Annotated in this window: 18 protein-coding genes and 2 pseudogenes; 12 read left to right on the forward strand and 8 right to left on the reverse strand. The window is 52.1% G+C overall.

Annotated features, from left to right (window positions below):
* Positions 1 to 313 precede the first annotated feature (313 nt).
* Positions 314 to 3,172: a ribonucleoside-diphosphate reductase subunit alpha gene (locus AXE65_RS04760; RefSeq protein ID WP_068388820.1), complete on the forward strand. Its 2,859-nt coding sequence runs from the start codon at positions 314 to 316 to the stop codon at positions 3,170 to 3,172.
* 53 nt (positions 3,173 to 3,225) lie between these two features.
* The gene (locus AXE65_RS04765; protein WP_068388824.1) at positions 3,226 to 4,443 is read left to right on the forward strand and encodes a ribonucleotide-diphosphate reductase subunit beta; all 1,218 of its coding nucleotides are present in this window, start codon (positions 3,226 to 3,228) and stop codon (positions 4,441 to 4,443) included.
* Positions 4,444 to 4,485: 42 nt separating this feature from the next.
* Here AXE65_RS04765 and AXE65_RS04770 read toward each other — a convergent pair whose 3' ends face one another.
* The 3 genes from AXE65_RS04770 to AXE65_RS04780 form a co-directional block, all read right to left on the reverse strand.
* Positions 4,486 to 5,229 carry a cache domain-containing protein gene (locus tag AXE65_RS04770; RefSeq protein WP_068388827.1) on the reverse strand — a complete coding sequence of 248 codons (744 nt, stop codon included), beginning with the start codon at positions 5,227 to 5,229 and terminating at the stop codon, positions 4,486 to 4,488.
* Between the two features lie 38 nt (positions 5,230 to 5,267).
* Positions 5,268 to 6,029, reverse strand: coding sequence for a FadR/GntR family transcriptional regulator (locus tag AXE65_RS04775; protein WP_068388831.1), 762 nt, complete (start codon positions 6,027 to 6,029; stop codon positions 5,268 to 5,270).
* 135 nt (positions 6,030 to 6,164) lie between these two features.
* A complete protein-coding gene (locus tag AXE65_RS04780; protein WP_068388834.1) occupies positions 6,165 to 8,063 on the reverse strand; it encodes a DEAD/DEAH box helicase in 1,899 nt (632 codons plus the stop codon).
* Between the two features lie 516 nt (positions 8,064 to 8,579).
* On the opposite strand from AXE65_RS04780, the gene AXE65_RS04785 reads away from it, so the two are divergent.
* The 3 genes from AXE65_RS04785 to trpC are packed head-to-tail and all read left to right on the forward strand — an operon-like array spanning position 8,580 to position 11,034.
* Entirely contained in the window at positions 8,580 to 9,164 is a 585-nt protein-coding gene (locus tag AXE65_RS04785; protein ID WP_068388871.1) for an anthranilate synthase component II, read from the forward strand.
* Entirely contained in the window at positions 9,164 to 10,234 is a 1,071-nt protein-coding gene (gene trpD, locus AXE65_RS04790; RefSeq protein ID WP_068388837.1) for an anthranilate phosphoribosyltransferase, read from the forward strand. Before AXE65_RS04785 ends, trpD begins: the two co-directional genes overlap by 1 nt.
* The gene (trpC, locus tag AXE65_RS04795) at positions 10,231 to 11,034 is read left to right on the forward strand and encodes an indole-3-glycerol phosphate synthase TrpC (RefSeq protein ID WP_068388839.1); all 804 of its coding nucleotides are present in this window, start codon (positions 10,231 to 10,233) and stop codon (positions 11,032 to 11,034) included. The genes trpD and trpC overlap by 4 nt, the downstream gene beginning before the upstream one ends.
* A gap of 66 nt (positions 11,035 to 11,100) precedes the next feature.
* On the opposite strand, the gene AXE65_RS04800 is transcribed toward trpC, so the two are convergent.
* The 3 genes from AXE65_RS04800 to AXE65_RS04810 are packed head-to-tail and all read right to left on the reverse strand — an operon-like array spanning position 11,101 to position 13,602.
* On the reverse strand, positions 11,101 to 11,499 hold the full coding sequence (locus AXE65_RS04800) for a YgiW/YdeI family stress tolerance OB fold protein (protein WP_068388842.1): 399 nt from the start codon (positions 11,497 to 11,499) through the stop codon (positions 11,101 to 11,103).
* 39 nt (positions 11,500 to 11,538) lie between these two features.
* The gene (locus tag AXE65_RS04805) at positions 11,539 to 12,219 is read right to left on the reverse strand and encodes a fumarylacetoacetate hydrolase family protein (RefSeq protein WP_068388845.1); all 681 of its coding nucleotides are present in this window, start codon (positions 12,217 to 12,219) and stop codon (positions 11,539 to 11,541) included.
* Between the two features lie 3 nt (positions 12,220 to 12,222).
* A complete protein-coding gene (locus tag AXE65_RS04810) occupies positions 12,223 to 13,602 on the reverse strand; it encodes a D-2-hydroxyglutarate dehydrogenase (RefSeq protein WP_068388846.1) in 1,380 nt (459 codons plus the stop codon).
* Positions 13,603 to 13,688: 86 nt separating this feature from the next.
* On the opposite strand from AXE65_RS04810, the gene serA reads away from it, so the two are divergent.
* Positions 13,689 to 14,921, forward strand: coding sequence for a phosphoglycerate dehydrogenase (gene serA, locus AXE65_RS04815; RefSeq protein ID WP_068388849.1), 1,233 nt, complete (start codon positions 13,689 to 13,691; stop codon positions 14,919 to 14,921).
* Positions 14,922 to 14,973: 52 nt separating this feature from the next.
* Here the strand turns inward: serA and AXE65_RS04820 are convergent, their stop codons facing one another.
* Both AXE65_RS04820 and apbC read right to left on the reverse strand, forming a co-directional pair.
* A complete protein-coding gene (locus AXE65_RS04820; protein ID WP_068388852.1) occupies positions 14,974 to 15,414 on the reverse strand; it encodes a universal stress protein in 441 nt (146 codons plus the stop codon).
* Between the two features lie 57 nt (positions 15,415 to 15,471).
* Positions 15,472 to 16,281 (reverse strand): annotated as a pseudogene (apbC, locus tag AXE65_RS04825) (iron-sulfur cluster carrier protein ApbC); the annotation flags it as partial.
* 133 nt (positions 16,282 to 16,414) lie between these two features.
* Here apbC and metG point away from each other — a divergent pair.
* From metG to AXE65_RS04860, 6 genes and pseudogenes are all read left to right on the forward strand, one after another.
* Positions 16,415 to 18,451: a methionine--tRNA ligase gene (gene metG / locus AXE65_RS04830; RefSeq protein WP_068388873.1), complete on the forward strand. Its 2,037-nt coding sequence runs from the start codon at positions 16,415 to 16,417 to the stop codon at positions 18,449 to 18,451.
* Between the two features lie 14 nt (positions 18,452 to 18,465).
* Positions 18,466 to 19,128, forward strand: coding sequence for an acetyltransferase (locus AXE65_RS04835; RefSeq protein ID WP_068388855.1), 663 nt, complete (start codon positions 18,466 to 18,468; stop codon positions 19,126 to 19,128).
* 6 nt (positions 19,129 to 19,134) lie between these two features.
* A complete protein-coding gene (locus AXE65_RS04840) occupies positions 19,135 to 19,779 on the forward strand; it encodes a sugar transferase (protein ID WP_068388858.1) in 645 nt (214 codons plus the stop codon).
* Positions 19,772 to 20,947 carry a DegT/DnrJ/EryC1/StrS aminotransferase family protein gene (locus AXE65_RS04845; protein ID WP_068388861.1) on the forward strand — a complete coding sequence of 392 codons (1,176 nt, stop codon included), beginning with the start codon at positions 19,772 to 19,774 and terminating at the stop codon, positions 20,945 to 20,947. Before AXE65_RS04840 ends, AXE65_RS04845 begins: the two co-directional genes overlap by 8 nt.
* A gap of 99 nt (positions 20,948 to 21,046) precedes the next feature.
* Positions 21,047 to 22,069 (forward strand): annotated as a pseudogene (locus tag AXE65_RS04855) (transposase); the annotation flags it as partial.
* A 21-nt stretch (positions 22,070 to 22,090) separates the two neighbouring features.
* On the forward strand, positions 22,091 to 22,684 hold the full coding sequence (locus AXE65_RS04860; protein ID WP_068388868.1) for an acyltransferase family protein: 594 nt from the start codon (positions 22,091 to 22,093) through the stop codon (positions 22,682 to 22,684).
* The last annotated feature ends 37 nt before the right edge of the window (positions 22,685 to 22,721 follow it).

A 22,721-nucleotide genomic window follows, 5' to 3' on the forward strand; every position in this document is an offset into this window, starting at 1 on the left:
TGATTTTCGAACGTTTGAAGTACCTATTTTTACCAGTCATATCAGGAAGTTATCATGCCATAAAAACATGTTTGCTTCCTAAGACCCAAATTATTTATGCAAATAAATTCTTAAATCCGGCCAAGCGGCGAAAACCCTGTGTTGCCCGGTGTTGGCGCACAGCCCACCCACAATTTATCCACAGAAGTGGCCCTCTTATCCACAGAACTATCCCTTGCCAGCGGCAGGAAAACACAATATCTTGTGCATTGATAATAAAAATAACACTAGATGTTGTGTATCGCTACCTTTGACTGCCACAGGACATTTTTTTATGCACACTTTAAGCGCCCACCAGAACAATCCTGCTGCCAGCGCCTTTGAACTCGCTGCCATCATCCCTGGGCAGCTTCGTGTTATCAAACGCAACGGCACGCTGGTGCCTTATACCGACGATAAAATCAGCATCGCCATTACCAAAGCGTTTTTGGATGTGGAAGGCGGCACGGCGGCGGCTTCCAGTCGTGTGCATGAGACGGTGGCGCGGTTGACGGCGCAAATCAGCGCAACCTTTCGCCGTCGCATGCCGTCCGGTGGCAGTTTGCATATCGAGGAAATCCAGGATCAGGTCGAGCTGGAACTGATGCGCGCCGGTGAGCATAAAGTCGCCCGCGAATACGTGATTTACCGCGAGGCGCACGCCGCCGCGAGGCGCCAGCGCGAGGCGCAAGCCAAGGCGCAGGTTGCCGCCAGTGACGAAGCGCTGCTTTATGTCACAGGCAAAGATGGCCAGCGTAAGCCGCTGGATACCAAGCGCCTGCAAACTCTGCTGATGGAGGCTTGCACAGGTCTTGCCGAGGTCGATGCCAAGCGCATTGAGCATGAAGCCATCAAGAACCTTTACGACGGCGTGGCCGAAGCCGATGTCAGCACCGCTTTGGTGATGACTGCCCGCGCTCTGGTCGAGCAGGAGCCGAACTACAGCCAAGTCACCGCGCGCCTGCTGCTGGACAGTCTGCGCAGCGAAGCGCTTGGCTTTTTGGGACTGGCCGAACGCGCGACCAGCGGCGAAATGGGCGAACTTTACCCGCAGGCCTTGGGCGTTTATGTCGCCAAAGGCATCGAACTGGAGCTGCTTGACCCGGCACTTGCCGCATTTGACCTCGACCGCTTAGGTCTGGCTTTGCAACATGAGCGCGACCAGCAATTTACTTATTTAGGACTGCAAACGCTGTACGACCGCTACTTTATCCACAAGGACAAAGTACGCTTTGAGCTGCCGCAACTGTTTTTTATGCGCGTAGCGATGGGACTTGCACTGAATGAAGCCGATAAAAACGCGCGCGCCATCGAGTTTTACAACCTGTTGTCCTCGTTCGACTACATGGCCTCCACGCCAACGCTGTTTAACGCCGGCACCCTGCGCCCGCAGCTTTCCTCTTGCTATCTCACCACCGTGCCGGATGACCTCTCTGGCATTTACAACGCCATTCACGACAACGCCATGCTGTCCAAATTTGCCGGCGGCTTGGGTAATGACTGGACTTGCGTTCGTGCGCTCGGCTCGCCCATCAAAGGCACCAATGGGCAGTCGCAGGGTGTGGTGCCTTTTTTAAAAGTGGTCAACGATACGGCCGTTGCCGTTAACCAGGGCGGCAAGCGCAAAGGCGCGGTCTGTGCCTATCTGGAAATCTGGCATCTGGATATTGAAGAGTTTTTGGAGCTGCGCAAAAACACCGGCGATGACCGCCGCCGCACGCACGACATGAATACGGCCAACTGGATTCCCGACCTGTTTATGCAGCGCGTGTTTGATGATGGCGATTGGACGCTGTTTTCCCCGTGCGACGTGCCGGATTTGCACGATTTAACCGGCCAGGCTTTTGCCTCGCGTTATGCTGAATACGAACAGATGGCGCAAAACGGCCAAATCAAACTGCATAAGCGCCTGAACGCCAAAGACCTCTGGCGCAAGATGCTGTCGATGCTGTTTGAAACCGGTCATCCTTGGTTGACCTTTAAAGACCCGTGCAATCTGCGCAGCCCGCAGCAGCATGTCGGGCGGGTGCACAGCTCCAACCTGTGCACGGAAATCACGCTCAATACCAGTGCCGATGAAATCGCTGTCTGCAACCTGGGGTCGGTCAATCTGCTGCGCCATATCGAAGACGGCAAACTTAATGTAACGCGCCTTGAACGCACGGTTAAAACCGCCGTGCGCATGCTCGATAACGTGATTGACATCAACTACTACGCCGTACCGCAAGCGCGTAATTCCAATCTCAAGCACCGCCCGGTGGGTTTGGGTTTGATGGGCTTTCAGGATGCGCTCTATCAGCAGGGTATTGCCTATGCCTCGCAAGAGGCGGTGGAATTTGCCGATGAGTCGATGGAGCTGATCAGCTACTTTGCCATCAGCGCCTCCTGTGATTTGGCCGATGAGCGCGGCTGCTATCAAACCTTTGATGGTTCGCTCTGGTCACAAGGCATACTGCCGCTGGATTCTTTGCAATTGCTCGCCCAGCAACGCGGTGAAAAATATTTGCAAGTAGACCGCACTGAGCGTCTTGACTGGCAGGCACTGCGCGAGCGCGTTAAACGCGGCCTGCGCAACTCCAACCTGATGGCGATTGCACCGACTGCAACCATCTCTAATATCGTCGGCGTGTCGCAGTCGATTGAGCCGACCTACCAGAACCTCTACGTAAAATCGAACCTGTCCGGTGAGTTCACCGTGATCAATCCGTATCTGGTGCATGAACTTAAGCGGCGCGGCCTGTGGGACAAAGTCATGGTCAATGACCTTAAATACTACGACGGCTCGCTGCAAAAAATCGAACGCATCCCGGCCGACCTTAAAGCGCTGTACGCCACTGCGTTTGAAGTCGAACCGCGCTGGCTGGTCGAAGCGGCCAGCCGCCGGCAGAAATGGATTGACCAGGCGCAGTCGCTCAATCTTTATATCAATGAAGCCTCTGGCAAAAAGCTGGATTTAACCTACCGCATGGCTTGGTATTTAGGTCTTAAAACCACCTACTACCTTCGCGCACTGGCGGCCACCAGCGCAGAAAAATCCACCGTCACCACTGGCACCTTAAATGCCGTTGCCGCAGGCGGCGACAGCGCCTTGCAAGCCGCCCCGGTGCCGCCCGCCTGTTCGATTGACAACCCGGACTGCGAAGCCTGCCAGTAACCGCATTGCCCTTAAGCGAAAAAACATTGTTCAGATAGAAAGGAGCTTTCCTCATGCTAAGTTGGGACGAACCGTCAAGCAAACCCTCTGCCATCCTGCCCGCCGTCCGCTACGACTTGTCAGGCGAGCCCGCCAGCCGCGTACAAGCCGCCCGCCAAGTTGAAGCCTGCGATAGCGCCGCAATGACGCGTGCCAAAGCCGCCCTTGATGAACTCGATATTGCCGAAGGTTTGGCAGAATTGGCCGGTAGTGCCGCCCGCGTGCGCGTGGACGACAAGCAAATGATTAACTGCCGCGCCGATTTAAACCAATTAGTGCCGTTTAAATACGACTGGGCTTGGCAAAAATACTTGGACGGCTGCGCCAACCATTGGATGCCGCAAGAAATCAATATGACCGCCGATATTGCCCTGTGGAAAAGCGATCAAGGTTTAACCGAAGACGAGCGGCGCATTATTAAACGCAATTTAGGCTTTTTTTCTACAGCCGACTCCCTGGTCGCCAATAATCTGGTGCTGGCGGTTTACCGTTTAATTACCAACCCGGAATGCCGCCAATATATTTTGCGTCAAGCCTTTGAAGAAGCCATCCACACCCACGCTTACCAATATTGCATTGAATCCTTGGGGATGGATGAAGGCGAAATCTTCAATATGTACCACGAGATTCCATCGGTCGCCAAAAAAGCCAGTTGGGGACTTAAATACACGCGCTCGATCAGCGACCCGACCTTTACCACCGGCACGCCAGAGCGCGACAAACAGTTTTTAAGAAACTTGATTGCCTATTACTGCGTATTGGAAGGCATCTTCTTTTATTGCGGCTTTACGCAAATCCTGTCAATGGGCAGGCGCAATAAAATGACCGGCACCGCTGAACAATTCCAGTACATTTTGCGCGATGAATCGATGCACCTTAATTTTGGCATCGACATGATTAACCAAATTAAAATTGAAAACCCGCACCTGTGGGACAGCGCGATGAAAGACGAAGCCACGCAAATGATTTTGCAAGGCACTCAGCTTGAGGTCGAATACGCAAGGGACACCATGCCGCGCGGCGTACTCGGCATGAACGCTGCCATTATGGAGGACTACTTAAAATTTATTGCCAACCGTCGCTTGGTACAAATCGGCCTGCCCGAAGAATATCAAGGCACCACTAATCCTTTCCCGTGGATGAGTGAAATCATGGATTTAAAGAAGGAAAAAAACTTCTTTGAAACCCGCGTCACCGAATATCAAACCGGCGGCGCGTTAAGCTGGGATTAACACCTGCTGTCTAACTGTCCATTCCAACAAAATGGACAGTGTCTACTTGGCGTATTCAATCAGCTCCCAGCGGGCGCGGCCTTCGCCGATTTCGATACGGCGGCTTTGGCCGCCGTGAAAGCCAGCTTGCGCGAAGAGTTCGCCAGCGACGAACCTTGCACTATTGGCGGCGATAACGCGGTCTTCTTCGGAAATAATCAAGGCTTCGTGCGGCAAACGTACCAGGTGGGCTATCAGTACGGCTTCAAAGCGGCTGCTGATAATGTCGATACCGGCAATGCCGATAAAACGTCCGTCCAGATGCAGCGGGCTGGTAAAGGTGAGGATGTTCATGTCCTGCCCATAGAGGTCGATATAAGGGCCGGTAATGCCGCTGCGTCCGCTTTGCTGCGGGCGGGTAAACCAAGGCATGTTGCGGTAGTCGTAGTAACTTTCGCTCTTGCGGTTAAAACTTAAAGCAAGCTGGGTAATGCGTCCGGCCTGATTAAGGCAGCGCCATTCGGCGTACATTTCTTTATCTTGCAGCGTACCCGGCTCCAAGATAATGCCGCCGCCTTGTAACAGCCCGCCTGCATCGCGCAGGGTTTTATCAATCAGCGGCCTGACCCCGGCGACCATATCGCGAGCCTTGGGCGCACTTTGTAAGCCGCGCCAGATTTGCAAGGTTGCTTGACTTAAACGGTCGATACGGGAAAACACACCGCTTATTGACGCATTGATGCGTTCTGCGCAGCGCAATAACGGGTCTTGTTCAGGTTGTTCGACGATTTGCGGTTGCGTTGCCATATTCACGCGCCTTTTTGTCATTGTGGCTGTCGCTTGAGTTAAAGCGGCTCAGGGAGGCTGGTTGCTGCTAATCGTTCCAACTTAAGTTTTATCAAGCGTTTGATATTACGCGTAATTTGCGCTTCAGCCAGAGCGCCGGCCAGATTGGCATCGGCGCTGGCAATGGCACTGGCAATGGCGTGGTGCTCTTGCTGCACGCTTTCGACCGTAGGCCAGCCTTCTTGCGGCAGCCAGAGCCATTGGCCGATTTCGCCTTGCAGGCGAATTTGCGCATGGGTTAGGCGTACCGATTGCGAGGCAACCGCTATCTCAATATGAAAACGCGCATCGGCACGGCGCAGTTCGTGCCTGCCGCCCGCATGAGCCAGCGCGTTAATGTAGTGGGTCAAATGCTGATGATGTTCCGCCGAGGCACGTCGCGCCGCCAGCCGTGCGGCCATGCTGGAAATAGCGGCGTGCTCGTCGGCCAAATCGCGCAGTTCAATAATGCTGATGGCATCGAGGCGTTCCAGCAGCGCTTCGGGCAGGATTTCTTCGCGGGCGCGGACAAAACTGCCACCGTTACGCCCACGGCGGGTTTCGATAATGCCGCCTTGGCGTAGATGGGCGAGCGCCTCGCGCAAGGTAACGGTCGCCACGCCAAAATGCGCCGCCAGTTCGTTCTCGCTGGGTAGTTGCTGGCCTTCGCTAAACAGCCCAAGGTCGATGGCTTCCAGCAGGCGGCGCACTACTTCCGCAGTGCGCCCTTCTTGGTGCAAGCGAATAAAAGACCCCATCTGGGAAGACGCAGGAGCGTTCATGCGGGCAATCACTTAAAACTCAGTAAAGCTTAAGAATGTAGCAGAGTTACCGTGCGTTTTGCCGCAATGGCGTCTGTTAAGCACGATAACGGCTCGGATAGTTCTCTTAAGCCACCACCGGGAAGCCGTTACAACTTAAGTGCGTGAAAGCCTGAGTAATGCGGGTTTTTCGTCGTTACTGCGCAGTGGCTCGGCTTCCTGGTCTTGCGCGCGCAGTTTGGCAAGTCGTGATTCCTTGTGAATAATCAGCGGTTGACGGGTTTGCGCTTTGGGTTTGGCCGCTCCTTCCTGGCGCAATGGCGCGTCACTCATCAGACTGTTGTAACCGCCTCGTCGTCCGCCGTGTTTGCTGTTTGCGCTCGCCCCTGTGGTGTTTTTGCGCTTGTTTGCGCCTGCTTTGCGTGGATGGCTGCTGGATTTGCCGCCAGAGGCGGTGCCGTTTGCTTGCGCAGGATGCCCGCCGCGCGGTTTGCCGCTTGGCGATTTTGCGCGGCGCGGCGGCGCTTGATAGGGACTTACGTAGTCGGCGCGGTTGCCGAAGTTGTCGATATCATCATCGAGGAAATCTTCCGGGTCACGCTCTGGCGGCAGTTCGGGCTGAATAAACGGCTGCCTGTGCACGGCAGGCTTGTCACGGCGTAGCAGTCTGCTGCGTCCATTGCCTGCGGTTTTATCGCGCCCGCCGCGTTCGGGGCGATTTTGCGTCTTGCCCAGGTCACGCTCAGTGGTCGCCTCCGGCCGTTTGCGGCGTAGCGGATGGCGGGTTTTGCGGCCAGTGTTTGGTCTGGGACGTTCTTCACGAGCCGTCATGGTCATGTCGTCTTCGCTGGCTTCGCTAGAGGATTCCTCCGGCACGGACGGCGAGTGCGGCGCGGGTGTGATGGTACTGGGTTCAAAGTCTTGCATATCGCCTTCGGCAATCGACAGGCGAGTTAAACGCTCAATCGCCCGCAGCAGTTTTTCTTCAGCCGGGGCGACCAGTGACAGCGCCTCGCCACTGCGACCACTGCGACCGGTGCGGCCAATACGGTGGACGTAGTCTTCGGCCACTTGCGGCAGTTCAAAGTTGACCACGTGCGGCAGTTGGTCAATATCAAGGCCGCGCGCGGCAATATCGGTGGCGACTAATACACGCACCGCGCCGCTTTTAAAATCCGCCAGCGCTTTGCTGCGGGCGTTTTGGCTTTTGTTGCCGTGGATGGCGAGCGCAGACAGGCCGCGTTTGTCCAAATATTCGGCAAGCCGATTGGCACCGTGCTTGGTGCGGGCAAATACCAAGACTTGCTGCCAGTTGCCGCGTTCAATCAGATGCGCGAGCAGGGCGCGTTTGTATTCCGGCGCACAGTATAGTACGCGCTGGTCAATACGCTCTACCGTGGTATTCGGCGGGGTGACTTCAATACGTTCGGGGTTTTTCAGTAGTTTTTCGGCCAGCTCGCTGATATCGTTTGAAAAAGTCGCGGAAAACAACAGGTTTTGCCGCTCCTTAGGCAGTTTGGCAAGAATTTTTTTAACATCGCGGATAAAGCCCATATCGAGCATGCGGTCGGCTTCATCCAGTACCAGAATTTCGACTGTGGACAGGTCGGCCGCACCCATCAGCGCCAAATCCAGCAGCCTGCCGGGGCAAGCGACCAGCACATCCAGCCCGCCTTCCAGCGCATCGACTTGCGACTTGGTACCCACTCCGCCAAATACCACGGCACTATTAAGCGGCAGTTTTTCAGCATAAGCACGAAAGCTGTCGTGTACCTGTGCGGCCAGTTCGCGCGTGGGCGTAAGCACCAGCGCGCGGGTCTGCCCGCTTCCTGCCCGTTTGCTGTTGTCAGCAAGACCTGCGGGGAAAAGTTTTTGCAAAATCGGCAGGGCAAAGCCTGCGGTTTTGCCGGTGCCGGTCTGCGCCGCTACCATCAGGTCGCGGCCTTGCAACAGGGCGGGAATGGCGCGCTGTTGCACGGGAGTGGGTGCGTTGTAGCCGAGCGCCGCCACTGCGGCGGCCAAAGCCTCAGAAAGTCCGAGGGAGGCAAAGGACATGGGTCATCCTGTGTGCTGGGCGCAATGCCCGTGGGTGGTGAAATCTGACTACTGCCCACATTCACCCGCTGGCGGGGACAAGGGCTAAAAGTCAGGGGGAACGCTGCCAAACATGAAGTACGGCGCTGTTTGATTTCTTGCGTACTTACGCCTGCGACTGCCAAAGGTGATGCAGGCATGCGGACGTGGCTGGTTGTAAATTATAGCAGAATGCTTTGGTTTTTCTGCAATCACTTTTTATCGACTAAGCACAGAAGCGGTTGACCTGTATCAAAATGCCAGCCGTATCTGTGTCGATATTTGCAAGACGCTATAAAAGTGCCTGGATGCTAGAATATTTGGCTTGTTTCTCCACGCGGGCAAACTATTTGCCCTGATTGTTTTTGTCATCTTGAGCCCGATTGACTGCCGACAGCTTTTCGCCCCAGCAAAATCCAGCGTCAAGATCTGTATAACCGAGTAGATTTAAAATAATAAGATCTTATAAATCAAGAGGATAAAGTGAAAAAATTACTAATGATCGATAACTACGATTCCTTCACCTGGAATCTGGTGCAGTACTTTGCTGAATTGGGCGCGGATGTGCAGGTCATTAAAAATGACGAGTTGGATATTGCCGCCATTGCTGCGCTTTCGCCTGCGCGCATTGTGCTGTCGCCCGGCCCCTGTACGCCGAATGAGGCGGGCGTCTCGATGGATGTTATCCGCGAGTTTGCAGGTCAATTGCCGATTTTGGGGGTTTGTCTGGGGCATCAGAGTATCGGCCAGGCGTTTGGCGGCGAAGTGGTGCGTGCGCGGCAAGTGATGCACGGCAAGACCAGTGCGGTTTTCCATAAGGGCGAAGGCGTATTTGCCGGGCTCAACAATCCGCTGGTACAGACCCGTTACCACTCGCTGATAGTGGCAAAAGGCAATCTGCCGGATTGCCTCGAAATCACCGCCTGGACGCAGCATGAGGACGGCTCTACGGATGAAATCATGGGATTGCGTCATAAGCGTTTTAATGTCGAAGGGGTGCAGTTTCACCCCGAATCAATACTTTCCGAGCAGGGGCACGCGCTGCTGGATAACTTCTTACAGCAGCAGGGCGGGGTACGCTGATGGATATCAAGGCCGCATTGGCGCGGGTCGCGCAGCAACTGGATTTAAACAAAAACGAGATGCAGTCGGTGATGCGCCAAATCATGAGTGGGCAGTGCAGCGAGGCGCAGATTGCCGCCTTTTTAATGGGCATGCGCATCAAAAGCGAGACCATTGAAGAAATCGCAGCCGCCGCCAGTGTGATGCGTGAACTTGCAGACAAGGTTGAACTGCCCAGTCTTGACCATGTGGTGGATTTAGTCGGTACCGGCGGTGATGGAGCCAATCTGTTTAACCTGTCGTCCTCTTCAAGTTTTGTCGTCGCCGCCGCCGGAGGTAAAGTCGCCAAACACGGCAACCGAGCGGTTTCCAGCAAAAGCGGTAGCGCTGATTTGCTGGAAGCGGCGGGCATTTATCTAAAGCTTTCGCCCGCGCAAGTGGCGCTTTGCATTGAGTCGGTCGGCGTCGGCTTTATGTTTGCGCAAGTGCACCATCAGGCCATGCGCCATGCCGCCGGGGCGCGTCGTGCGTTGGGGCTGCGCACTTTGTTTAATCTGCTAGGACCTTTGACCAATCCGGCGGGCGTGCGTCATCAAGTGCTTGGCGTGTTCAGCCAGGCACTCTGTAGGCCGCTGGCCGAAGTGCTGCGCCAATTGGGCAGCGTGCATGTGCTGGTGGTGCATTCGCATGACGGGTTGGATGAATTTAGCTTGGCAGCGGCAACCCATGTGGCCGAACTTAAAGACGGCGAAATTTTTGAATACGACCTGCTGCCCGATGAAGTCGGTCTGCCCGCGCAAACCCTGCTGGGGCTGACGGTAGACAGTCCGGCCGCTTCGCTCGCCTTGGTGCGTGACGCACTCGGCAAACGCAAGAGCGAAGCGGGCCGTAAAGCGGCTGAGCTGATGGCCTTAAACGCGGGCGCTGCACTCTATGCGGCCGACCTTGCCAGCAGTTTTAAAGAAGGCGTACAGCGTGCGCAAGATGCCGTATGCAGCGGTCTGGCGCGCGAGAAAATGGACGAACTGGCGGCCTTTACTAATATCTTTCGTGAAGAAAATCAAAAAAGCGGCGAGGAAAGCAGGGCATGAGCATTCCCAGCATTTTGCAAAAAATCCTCACCCGCAAAGCGCAAGAAGTGAGGGAGCGCCGCCTTCGTCTGCCGCTAGCAGAACTGGAGCAAGCCGCCCGCACGGCCAGCCCTGTGCGCGGCTTTGCTCAAGCCTTGCAGAGGCGGGTAAGGCAAAAGCAAGCCGCGGTGATTGCCGAAATTAAAAAAGCCTCGCCCAGCAAGGGTGTATTGTGCGAAGACTTTGCCCCGGCTGCCATTGCGCAAGGTTATGAAAAGGGCGGGGCATGCTGCCTTTCAGTATTAACCGATGTGGATTTTTTCCAAGGTGCAGATGAGTACCTAAAGCAAGCTCGCGCCGCTTGCTCGCTGCCGGTTATCCGCAAGGATTTTATGCTAGACCCCTACCAAATTATCGAAGCGCGCGCCTTGGGTGCGGACTGCGTGTTGCTGATTGTCGCGGCGCTTTCAGATGGGCAACTGGCTGAACTGGCTGCGGTTGCAGAGGCTTACGGTTTGGATGTATTGGTTGAAGTGCACGATGCGGCTGAACTGGAGCGCGCCCTTTGCCTGCCCAATGCACCGCTACTGGGTATCAATAACCGCAATCTGCACAACTTTGAGGTCAGCCTTGATACCACTATCGACTTGCTGCCGAAAATCCCTCAAGGTGGTCGCCTGTTGGTCACAGAAAGCGGTATATTAAGTCGCGCCGATGTGCGACATATGCAGGAGCAGGGCGTTTATGGTTTTTTGGTCGGCGAGGCTTTTATGCGAAGCCCGGAACCTGGCGCAGAACTGGCGCGATTGTTTTTCCCTTAAATACCCTCTCCCGCACGCGGGTGAGGGGAGTGCATCGGTGTTTGGGTGAGGGAAAGGGCAGGGCGGTTATTGCACTATTTCAACTCTATCGACATCAATTTCACGTTCGCCCCGTTTTTTGTGCTCCACCTCGCCATAGAGGCGCACTTGGGTGGTTTCTGAAACGGCTTGCGCTGGCCATTCGTCGTTATCGATTTCCACCTGGATAATGCCGCTGTCATCCTTGAACTCGTAGTGTTCTTTGCGCAGGCGCTGGGTGATATAGCCGGTCAGCACGGCGGGCGTATCGTCAGCGGCTTTCATGGCTTCTGCCACCGTGGTTACGGAACCTGGCGCACTTGGCCCGGTGTAGCCAGAGGCTGGCTTATGTCCGCGCCCGCTATCAGGGCCGGTATAACCGGCGGCGAAGGCAAGGCCGCTAGAAGCAGCCAGCACAGCAGAAGCTAACAACAGTTTAAGTTTCATGGAAAAACTCCTTTTAAGTGGATAAGTGGCAGGTTAAACCTAAGCCGAATTTTCTTGGCGCACCGAGCAAACCCATTGGACATGCCCTCGCAGCGAAAGTTCCAACTGGTCGCCACTTTGTAATGCACCCACTCCAGAGGGCGTGCCGGTAGAAATCACGTCTCCGGCTTGCAAGCTGAAGTGTTCGGCAATAAAGCGGATTAAACGAATAATCGGCCAGTGCATCTGGCGGCTGTTGCCTTGTTGACGGACTACGCCGTTGATTCGTAATTCAATAGCGATATTGGTCATGTCTTTTATCGTCTTTGCAGGTACAAAGGGCGCAAGTACATAGGCACCGTCGAAGGCTTTGGCGAGTTCCCAGGGGTGTCCGTTTTTTTTGAGTTTATCCTGTACATCGCGCAAGGTTAAATCCAGTGCGGGTGCATAACCGATAATGCTTTGCATGATTTGTTCGGCGCAGACTTTTCCGGATAAGGGTTTACCCAGCAGTACGGCAATTTCCGCCTCGTGATGGACTGCGCCTTGGTCATTTGGAATGGCAAAACTTTGCTTAAAGGGAACCGTACAACTGCCCGGTTTAATAAACAACAAGGGTTGTTCCGGCAGCGGATTATTCAGTTCAGCCGCATGCGCGGCGTAATTACGACCTACGCAAACCACTTTACCCAATGGTAAATCAATGGGGCTGCCGTCTTGATAGCAATGTTGATAGCTCATGGTTTAAAAAATCTTGCCGGGATTCATAATGCCGTGTGGGTCAAATACCGCTTTAATCGCCTTCATGGCGTTTATTTCAGCAGGCGAGCGACTGTAATTAAGCCCGCTGCGTTTAACCAGACCCACGCCATGTTCAGCGCTAATCGATCCTTGATAGCGCTGAACCGTTTCAAAGACCTGTTTATTGACCTCATGGCATTTGCTAAAGAAGGCTTCTTTGCTTAAGTTGTCGGGTTTCAGGATATTTAAATGCAGATTACCGTCACCAATATGGCCGTACCAAATCACTGCAAAATCGGGATAGTTTTGCTGAACCAGTTGATCAATATCGCGTAAAAAATCCGGCACGCGGCTGACGGTAACGGAAAGATCATTTTTATAGGGCGAAAAGTGACTCAGCGTCTCTGAGATATATTCACGCAGTTTCCATAAGTTGGCGAGTTGCTGTGTGCTTTGGCTGATAACGCCATCAGCCACCCAGCCGTTTTCTAGCGCTTGTTCAAATAAAGAAAGCGCTTGATTGCTGATGTCTTCATTAAGCGCCTCAAATTCCAGTAAGGCATAAAACGGGCAGCGCGTTTCAAAAGGGGCGGGTACATCGCCGCGTGCCAGTATTTTTTCGAGCGCTTGCTCAGAGAAGAACTCAAAGGCGGTTAAATCCAGCTTGCTTTGGAAGCTGTGCAATAACGGCATAATGCAGTCCAAATCCGTGACCGCCAGTACCAAAGCAGTCAAGTTTTGCGGTGCACGGGAAAGCTGCATGCTGGCTTCGACAATAAAGCCTAAGGTACCTTCTGCGCCGATAAACAGTTGGCGTAAATCGTAACCGGTCGCGTTTTTAATCAGCCCTTGGTTTAAATCCAAAAGTTCGCCGGTGCCGCTAACGACTTTTAATCCGCTAACCCATTGGCGCGTTAATCCATAGCGAATGACTTTAATGCCGCCGGCATTGGTGCTGATATTGCCGCCGATTTGACTGGAACCGCTGGAGGCAAAATCCACCGGATAGTACAACGCGTTATCCTGCGCAAACTGCTGCAATTGCGCGGTGACTACCCCGGGTTGGCAGACCACGCGCCGTTCATAAGGGTTAAAGTCGATAATTTGGTTCATGGCATCAAAGGCAACCACCAACTCCCCATTGGCGGCGACGGCTGCACCAGAAAGCCCGGTACGTCCGCCGGACGGCACTAACGCCACGCCTTGCTCAATCGCCCAACGCACAATGGCTTGCACCTGCTCTATGGTTTTCGGCAAGGCAACCGCCAAGGGCGCGGGGGTGAATTGGCCGCTCCAATCCTTGCCGTAAGCGGCAAGGCTGCTGTCATCGGTGAGCAATTTGGCGGGAGCGATCAAGGCTTTGAGCTTATCGAGTGCAGGCATGAGAGGTGTCTCAAAAGGGCGCGGCGAATGAAAGCCGATATGCTAGCATGCGCACCCCCGAAAACCCCACCGCTACAGGAAAGCCAATGGCTAACGAGACTTCGCTGGATAAGCACCGCATTAAAATTCTGCTTCTCGAAGGCGTCCACCAAAATGCCTTGGAGCGCCTAAAAGCGGCCGGTTACAGCAATATTGAATATTTAAAGACGGCATTGCCGGACGATGAACTCAAGAAAAAAATCGCCGATGTGCAGTTTGTGGGTATTCGCTCGCGCACCCAACTTAGCGCTGAGGTGCTCTCTTGTGCGCAAAAGTTGCTCGCTATCGGCTGCTTTTGTATCGGCACTAATCAAGTGGATTTGGAAGCCGCCCGCGAGCGTGGTATAGCCGTATTTAACGCGCCGTTTTCCAATACCCGCTCGGTAGCCGAATTGGTATTGGCGGAAGCGATTTTATTGTTGCGCGGCATACCGGAAAAAAACGCTTCTTGTCATCGTGGCGGCTGGATTAAATCTGCAGAAGGCTCATTTGAAATTCGCGGCAAAAAGCTCGGCATTATTGGCTACGGTTCGATTGGCAGCCAACTTTCTGTGCTTGCCGAAGCGCTCGGTATGCAAGTGTGCTTTTTTGATACGGTTTCCAAATTGCCGCTGGGTAATGCAAGGCAAGTGGTCACATTGCATGAATTATTAAGCACCTGCGATATTGTCACGCTGCATGTGCCGGAATTGCCTTCTACGCAGTGGATGATTGGCGAAAAAGAAATTCGCGCGATGAAAAAAGGTGCCATCTTGCTTAATGCGGCACGTGGCAAAGTCGTTGAATTGGATGCCTTGGCAGAAGCCATTAAAGACGGACATTTGGGCGGTGCGGCGATTGATGTGTTTCCGATTGAACCCAAGTCCAACGATGAGCTGTTTGAAAGCCCGTTACGTGGTTTGGATAAAGTCATCCTTACCCCGCATATCGGTGGTTCAACAGCGGAAGCACAAGCCAATATTGGTTTGGAAGTTGCTGAAAAACTGATTAAGTACAGCGATAACGGCACTACTGTTTCTTCGGTCAACTTCCCCGAGGTTGCGCTGCCTTCACACCCCGGCCAACACCGCTTGTTGCATATTCACAAAAATATTCCCGGCGTGCTAAGCCATATCAACAAAGTATTTGCCGATAACCAAATCAATATTTTGGGTCAATACCTGCAAACCGATAGCCGAATCGGTTATGTAGTGATTGATGTGGATGCCGAATATTCAGAACTCGCGCTTAATAAGCTGCAACAAGTCCCCGGCACCATTCGTTGCCGCGTATTGTTTTAGTGATCACGCACTCTCCCCTCGGCCGCTTGCGGGAGAGGGGAGAGGGTCAATATCACTCCGCCTTATTTAAGCGAACCGCCAGCACATCACAGGGCGCACCGTGCAACAGGTCATTGGCGGTTGAACCCAATAACAGGGCAAGCCCATGCCTGCCGTGACTGCCGACTACCAGCAAATCACAACTTTGCTCAGTGGCGAGGCGGTGGATTTCCTGCCTGGGTTGGCCATAAAGTAAATGGCGACTTTCTACCGGCAGTTCGGGATAACGCGCACTGAACGCATCCAGGCGTTCTTGTGCTTGCTCAAACTGCTGCTTTTGCAGCAGCGAAAGATCCATCGGTACATCACCGCCAAAGGCCATAGTCACCGGTTCAATCACATGCACCAAGGACAGCCGCGCACCACTGGCTTTAACCAGCGCTTCGGCGCGTTGCATCACTTTGTGGCATTCATCGGAAAGGTCGCTGGCGACCAGAATATGCAGATAACTCATCAGAACACCTCCTCAAATGGGGTTGTCTTAAATTTTGCACTCAATATAACAACGCTGTTAATCCTCATCGACCGAAATACTGGGCATTACCGCGCTTTGCTTGGATAACGCGAGTCTTGCACTAACGCAACGTGCCATTTGCTGGTAAATCCGCGCAATCTCACTATCCGGTTCGGCAATGACCGTGGGTCTGCCGCCATCGGCCTGTTCGCGGATACTCATGGCAAGCGGCAAAGAAGCCAAAAGGTTAACGCCATACTGCGCCGCCAGCCGCTCGCCGCCGCCTTCGCCAAATATCGGCTCAATATGACCACAGCGCGAGCATTGGTGCGTCGCCATATTTTCTACCACACCCAATACCGGAATATTGACCTTGCGGAACATCTCCACGCCTTTTTTAGCATCGAGCAAGGCCAAATCCTGCGGTGTGGTGACGATAACAGCACCGCTGACCGGCACTTTTTGGGCCAAGGTCAACTGAATATCGCCGGTACCCGGCGGCATATCCACCACCAGATAATCCAGCGCATCCCAAGCCGTTTGTGTGAGCAGTTGCAGCAATGCGCCGGAAACCATAGGTCCGCGCCAGACCACCGGCGTATTCTCATCAGCCAAAAAAGCCATCGACATCAACGAAACGCCGTGCGCTTTCAGTGGTACAAAAAACTTGCCATCACGCACCTCGGGGCGCTGCTTGCCGCTTAGTCCAAACATAATGCCTTGGCTGGGGCCGTAAATATCCGCATCCAGTAGCCCCACCTGTGCGCCTTCTTGGGCAAGAGCCAACGCCAAATTGGCCGCCGTGGTCGATTTGCCAACCCCACCCTTGCCAGAGGCGACCGCAATAATATGTTTCACCCCAGTCAACGCTTGGGTTGTCATGAGTTGCATGCAAAAATCCTTAAATACCTACAAACCGGCAGCATTCTAGCGGTACATGGATGAAAAAAGCCGTCATATCGATATAATGCACCGTCTTACGCAGATTAGCCTTAATAACATGCCCGAACCCCGCAAAATACTGGTCACCAGCGCCCTGCCTTACGCCAATGGCTCCATCCACCTTGGGCATATGCTCGAATACATCCAAACCGATATTTGGGTGCGCTTTCAACGTTTACGCGGACATCTTGCCACCTATGTTTGCGCCGATGATGCACACGGCTCGGCCATTATGTTGCGTGCAGAAAAACAAGGTATCAGCCCCGAACAATTGATTGAGCAAGTGCGCGTCGAACATATGGCCGACTTTAAAGATTTTGCGGTAGATTTTGATAATTATTACAGCACGCACAGTGAAGAAAACCGTGAGCTGTCTGAAACTATTTATCTTAAATTACGTGATAAAGGGCTAATTGCCAATCGCTCGATTACCCAATATTTTGACCCAGAAAAAGGCATGTTTCTTGCCGACCGTTTTATTAAAGGCAGCTGCCCCAAATGCGGCGCAGAGGACCAATATGGCGATAACTGTGAAAAATGCGGCGCAACCTACAGCCCAACCGAATTGATTAACCCGCGCTCAGCCATTTCCGGTGCTGTGCCGATACTTAAAGAATCGCAGCATTTCTTTTTTAAACTGCCCGAATTTGAAAGCATGCTTAAAGCATGGACGCGCAGCGGCAGTCTGCAAGAAGCGGTCGCCAATAAATTGACTGAATGGCTGGATAGCGGTCTGCAAGAGTGGGATATTTCTCGCGATGCGCCTTATTTTGGCTTTGAAATCCCGGATCAACCCGGTAAGTATTTTTATGTCTGGTTAGACGCACCGATTGGCTATATGGCGAGCTTTAAAAATCTTTGCCAAAAACGCCCAGAACTTGATTTTAATGAATACTGGAAGGCTGATTCAAAAACCGAGCTTTATCACTTTATTGGTAAAGATATTGTTAACTTCCACGCACTCTTCTGGCCTGCTATGCTGCAAGGTGCAGGCTTTCGCAAACCCACCGCACTCAACGTGCACGGTTATTTAACCGTTAACGGGCAGAAGATGTCCAAATCACGCGGCACATTTATCCGCGCGCGCACTTGGCTGGAACATCTGGACGGCGAATATCTGCGCTATTATTACGCCAGTAAACTGGGGCGCGGCGTCGATGACCTCGATTTAAACCTTGATGATTTTGTACAAAAAGTCAATTCCGATTTAGTCGGTAAACTGGTAAATATCGCCAGCCGCTGCGCCGGATTTATCCAAAAAGGCAATGCTGGCGTACTGGTTTCAGACAATCCTGCCCCTGAACTTTGGCAGGCTTTCCAAAATGCAGCAGTGGATATTGCAAAAAACTACGAACAGCGTGACTTTTCCCGCGCCATCCGCGAAATTGTGGCGCTGGCCGACCAAGCCAACGCTTGGATTGCCGAACAAGCGCCTTGGGCATTAAGTAAGCAGGCGGGTAAAGAAGGGCAAGTACAGGCGATTTGTAGCTTAAGTATTAACCTGTTCCGTCAATTGATTATTCTGCTTAAACCCGTGTTGCCCGCACTGGCTCGCCGCAGCGAAGCCTTTTTAAATGTAGAGCCATTGACTTGGGCCGATTTATCCACACGACTGACAGAACATCGTATTAACCCATTTAGCGCATTATTAACACGCATTGATCCAGAAAAAATTACCAATATGATGGAAGCCTCCAAACAAGACTTAACCGTCGAAGCGCCTCCCGCACAAGGCAATGGCGAGCTGATTAAAGAGCCGCTTGCGGCGGAAATTAGCATGGATACCTTCGCCGCCTTGGATTTACGTATCGCTTTAATCGAAAAATGCGAAGCCGTAGCAGGAGCCGATAAACTATTGCGCTTAACCCTTGATATTGGTGATGCCAAACGCAGCGTATTAAGCGGTATTAAAAGCGCCTACCCCAATCCCGCTGAACTGGAAGGACGCCTAACCCTGTATCTTGCCAACCTCGCCCCACGCAAAATGAAATTTGGCCTATCCGAAGGCATGGTGCTGGCCGCCGGCCCCGGCGGCGAACAAATCCATCTGCTCAGCCCTGACCAAGGGGCAAGACCAGGGCAACGGGTTAGGTAAGGGAGCTAAATACTATGAATAATTCAGCAATCTACGGCATCTTTGGTGCAGGCGGTTTTGGCCGTGAGGTGATGCCGATAGCCTGCGCCATGCTGGCACGACAAGGTATTAAAAAAGAACAGATTGTCTTTATTGATGATGGCGCTGTAGCGAATTATCTAAATGGACATTTAGTGTTATCCAGAAAAGATTTTTTTAGCTATCCGGCAAATTCTCGCTATTTCAATGTGGCAGTGGGCGACTCCAAGATTAGAGAAAAGATTGTAAATGAATTTTTATCAGAAAAAGTATGTCCTTTTTCAATAACTTGTCCTAGTTCGATGAACTTAAGTCACAATCAGATTGACGAGGGAGCGATACTTTCACCCTATACAGTGGTTACTGCCAATGCGAAAATAGGCAAGTTCTTCCACTTAAATATATATTCCTATGTTGCACATGATTGCATTGTGGGTGATTTTGTTACTTTTGCTCCTAAAGTACAGTGCAATGGTGGGGTTGTTATAGAAGACCATGCTTATATTGGAACAGGTGCAATCATACGAAATTCTACGCCAAGCAAAAAAATAGCCATTGGATATGGTGCAGTTGTTGGTATGGGAGCTGTTGTTACCAAAAGTGTTCCAGCAGGTGCAACTGTTGTAGGCAATCCGGCAACCATTCTGAACAGGCACTGATACAAGATGTACCGAAAATGGATAAAGCGCTTATTGGATATTATTAGTGCGCTTATTATTTTACTGTTGCTTATGCCAATTTTATTACTCTTGATGTTACTGGTGGCTGTGTTTTTGGGTAGGCCTGTCTTTTTTAAGCAAACACGCCCCGGTTATCAAGCAGTACCTTTTCAGATGATTAAATTTCGTACCATGACAGATGCGCACAATGCTGAAGGCGAGCTTTTGCCCGATGCACAGCGCCTAACTCGATTTGGCAAGTTTCTTCGTGCAACCAGTTTGGATGAGTTACCGGAATTGTGGAATGTGCTGAAAGGCGAAATGAGTTTAGTTGGGCCGCGTCCCTTATTGATGGAATATTTGCCTTTGTACAGCAAAGAGCAAATGCGCCGTCATGAAGTTAAACCCGGTATTACTGGCTGGGCACAGGTTAATGGTCGTAATGCAATCAGTTGGACTGAAAAATTCAACCATGATATTTTCTATGTATCCCATTACAGTTTCTGCCTGGATATAAAAATCTTATTGTTGACTTGCAAAAAAGTATTTATTAGAGAAGGCATAACCCAAGCCGGTTCAGTGACCGCTGAAAAATTTACCGGGCAAGGCAATAATAACACTTGGGCTGTTATGGAGAGTCATCGTGCTTAATACCCCACTAAATCCTTGGCCGGACTATACCGAAGAAGAAGTAGCTGCGGTTGCGGAAGTTCTACGCTCCAATCAAGTCAATTATTGGACGGGCGAAGAAAGCCGAGCTTTTGAACGAGAGTTCGCTGAGTATTTAGGCTGCCAACACGCTATTGCCTTAGCCAATGGCACCTTGGCTTTGGATTTAGCACTGCGCACATTGGGCATTGCTACAGGCGATGAAGTTATCGTTACCCCACGCAGCTTTATTGCATCAGCCAGTTGCATCGTCAATGCCGGTGCAATTCCAGTATTTGCAGATGTCGATAAGGATTCACAAAATATTAGCGCAGAAACCATTGAACAAGTACTGACGCCTCGTACTCGCGCAATTATCTGCGTGCATTTAGCCGGTTGGCCTTGTGAAATGCAACCTATTATGGAATTAGCAAAAAAGCATGGTATTTACGTTATCGAAGATTGCGCCCAAGCCCACGGTGCACGCTATCAAGGCAAACCCGTTGGAACCATTGGCGATATAGCCGCTTGGTCATTTTGCCAAGATAAAATTATGACCACTGGCGGTGAAGGCGGGATGCTTACCCTAAATAATGAGCAGTGGTGGCGTAGCGCTTGGTCCTATAAAGACCACGGCAAATCTTGGCAGGCCGTCTACGAAAAACAACATCCCCCAGGCTTTCGCTGGCTACACGACTCCTTCGGCACCAATTGGCGCATTACTGAAATGCAATCCGTATTGGGTCGTATCCAATTACGCCGCTTGGAGAGTTGGAAAGCTCGCCGCCAATGGTTGGCATCACAAATAGACCAAGTTGCCAGTAAATACCCTTGCATTCGCGTGCCGACTGTACCTGGTCATATCGACCATGCCAAATACAAACACTATCTATTTGTAGAGCCACAACACCTAGGCCCAGGGATCACTCGCGACAGCATCATTGAGCAACTAAGCCAACGCGGCATACCCTGCTACCAAGGCTCCTGCTCTGAGATATACCTGGAAAAAGCATTCGCCAACAGCCCCTACCGCCCACAAACAAGCTTGCCTGTTGCACAGGAGCTAGGACAAACCAGCTTAATGCTCCTCGTGCATCCAACAATAACGGATGAGCAGATAGGGCGGGTGTGTGGAGAGTTGAGTAATATTTTCCAAGGGGCGTGCCGCTAGGGTCTGTTCCCGTTTCGTTTCAACTTATTGAAAAATGGTAATGCCCCTAAAAACCTTGGGATTCAGAAGTAGAATTTTCTCGAACAGGGAGTTCTACAGATGAAGCGATCGAAGTTCACAGATAGCCAGATTGTCGTGGCGATCAAACGGGTTGAGAGTGGGTTGGCGGTGCCGGAGTTGTGCCGGGAACTGGGCATCAGTTCAGCGACGTTCTACAAGTGGCGCTCGAAATTCGGCGGGATGGATGTGTCGATGATGGCGCGCATGAAGGAACTGGAAGCGGAGAACACCCGGCTGCGCAAGATGTACATCGAGGAGAAGCTCAAGGCCGAGATCGCCTCGGAGTACTTGGCAAAAAAGTCCTGAGGCCGTCTCGCCGCCGTGAGATGGCCAAAGAGGTAGCCAGATCCAGGCGAGCATCGATCCGTGTGGCCTGCGCTGTCTTTTGCATCAGCGAATCCTGCTATCGGTACGAAGCCAAGCTCAAGGCCGAGAACGAGGAGATTGCGGATTGGCCCCAAGCGCGTGTATCGCATCTACAAAGCACTGGAGCTGAACCTGCGCATCACGCCGCACAAAAGGCTGGTTCGGCTGATGCCGGAGCCACTGGCGGTTCCTGGCACCATCAACGAAGTTTGGTCGATGGACTTCATGCATGACCCGTTGGCCGACGGGCGCAGCATCCGGATCTTGAACGCGATCGATGACTTCAACCGGGAGGCGCTGGGTATCGAGGTGGACTTCTCACTTCCTGCTGCTCGGGTAGCACGGGTGTTGAGCCAGATCATCGAACATCGGGGGCGGCCACTGGCGATTCGTTGCGACAACGGACCGGAATACGCGGGTTCGACGCTATTGGCCTGGGCTCAAAAGCGGGGCATTAAGTTCGACTTCATCCAGCCCGGCAAGCCGCAGCAAAATGCCTATATCGAGCGATTCAATCGGACAGCTAGGTACGAATGGATATCGCAGCATGAATGGGAAGACCTAGAACAGGTGCAGGACCATGCTGCGCGCTGGATGTGGCCCTATAATCACGAACGCCCGAATATGGCATTGGGCGGATTTACACCAAAACAGCGGCTAGCCATGGCCGCATCAGTTTCTACTTCTGCGACCCTGTAAGAATGGGAGTATTACCAAATGACTGCATCCTTTATCCAGAAACAATCTTTGTCTGGAGGTATCTATAGAAATGACATTCAAGGATTGCGAGCAATTGCAGTTTTGGCTGTAATTTTTTTTCATGTGAACAAAAAATATTTGCCTGGTGGTTTTGTCGGCGTTGACATGTTTTTTGTAATTTCTGGATTTTTGGTCGGGGGCATCATTTTGCGTCAGAAATTGGCGCGACAGTTTTCATTTATTGAGTTCTACAAGGCTCGGTGTAGAAGAATTGTACCGGCGTATTTTGCAATGGTGTCGGTTGTATCAATTTTTGCTGCTATTTTATTTATTCCTAAAGACTTTTCATTCTTCTGGAAAAGTTTAAAGTCAACACTTTACTTTGCAAGTAATCAATATTTTTCTGGGTTTGGCGATTATTTTGGCCCGAAATCCTATGAAATGCCGCTACTGCATACTTGGTCTTTAGCTGTAGAAATGCAATTTTATTTGCTCCTCCCTCTCTTTTTGGTTGTTATTCCGTTGCGATGGGTAAGAAAAATTTCTCTTGCATTAATATTTATTTTGGGTCTTAGGAAGCAAACGCGATCAAAGCGGCTGTTCACGCAGTAATTTTAGCAAGGCCAGATAGATGTTTTCATGTCGATGA

Source organism: Ventosimonas gracilis (genome assembly GCF_001580025.1).
Taxonomy (GTDB): Bacteria; Pseudomonadota; Gammaproteobacteria; order Pseudomonadales; family Pseudomonadaceae; genus Ventosimonas; species Ventosimonas gracilis.

Coding starts and splice junctions, on each gene's coding strand:
- metG (WP_068388873.1), top strand. CDS start 16,415: ATGCCCGAACCCCGCAAAATACTGGTCACCAGCGCCCTGCCTTACGCC.
- serA (WP_068388849.1), top strand. CDS start 13,689: ATGGCTAACGAGACTTCGCTGGATAAGCACCGCATTAAAATTCTGCTT.
- AXE65_RS04820 (WP_068388852.1), bottom strand. CDS start 15,414: ATGAGTTATCTGCATATTCTGGTCGCCAGCGACCTTTCCGATGAATGC.
- AXE65_RS04765 (WP_068388824.1), top strand. CDS start 3,226: ATGCTAAGTTGGGACGAACCGTCAAGCAAACCCTCTGCCATCCTGCCC.
- AXE65_RS04780 (WP_068388834.1), bottom strand. CDS start 8,063: ATGTCCTTTGCCTCCCTCGGACTTTCTGAGGCTTTGGCCGCCGCAGTG.
- AXE65_RS04775 (WP_068388831.1), bottom strand. CDS start 6,029: ATGAACGCTCCTGCGTCTTCCCAGATGGGGTCTTTTATTCGCTTGCAC.
- AXE65_RS04860 (WP_068388868.1), top strand. CDS start 22,091: ATGACTGCATCCTTTATCCAGAAACAATCTTTGTCTGGAGGTATCTAT.
- AXE65_RS04805 (WP_068388845.1), bottom strand. CDS start 12,219: ATGAGCTATCAACATTGCTATCAAGACGGCAGCCCCATTGATTTACCA.
- trpC (WP_068388839.1), top strand. CDS start 10,231: ATGAGCATTCCCAGCATTTTGCAAAAAATCCTCACCCGCAAAGCGCAA.
- AXE65_RS04785 (WP_068388871.1), top strand. CDS start 8,580: ATGATCGATAACTACGATTCCTTCACCTGGAATCTGGTGCAGTACTTT.
- AXE65_RS04835 (WP_068388855.1), top strand. CDS start 18,466: ATGAATAATTCAGCAATCTACGGCATCTTTGGTGCAGGCGGTTTTGGC.
- AXE65_RS04770 (WP_068388827.1), bottom strand. CDS start 5,229: ATGGCAACGCAACCGCAAATCGTCGAACAACCTGAACAAGACCCGTTA.
- AXE65_RS04840 (WP_068388858.1), top strand. CDS start 19,135: ATGTACCGAAAATGGATAAAGCGCTTATTGGATATTATTAGTGCGCTT.
- AXE65_RS04810 (WP_068388846.1), bottom strand. CDS start 13,602: ATGCCTGCACTCGATAAGCTCAAAGCCTTGATCGCTCCCGCCAAATTG.
- AXE65_RS04800 (WP_068388842.1), bottom strand. CDS start 11,499: ATGAAACTTAAACTGTTGTTAGCTTCTGCTGTGCTGGCTGCTTCTAGC.
- AXE65_RS04760 (WP_068388820.1), top strand. CDS start 314: ATGCACACTTTAAGCGCCCACCAGAACAATCCTGCTGCCAGCGCCTTT.
- trpD (WP_068388837.1), top strand. CDS start 9,164: ATGGATATCAAGGCCGCATTGGCGCGGGTCGCGCAGCAACTGGATTTA.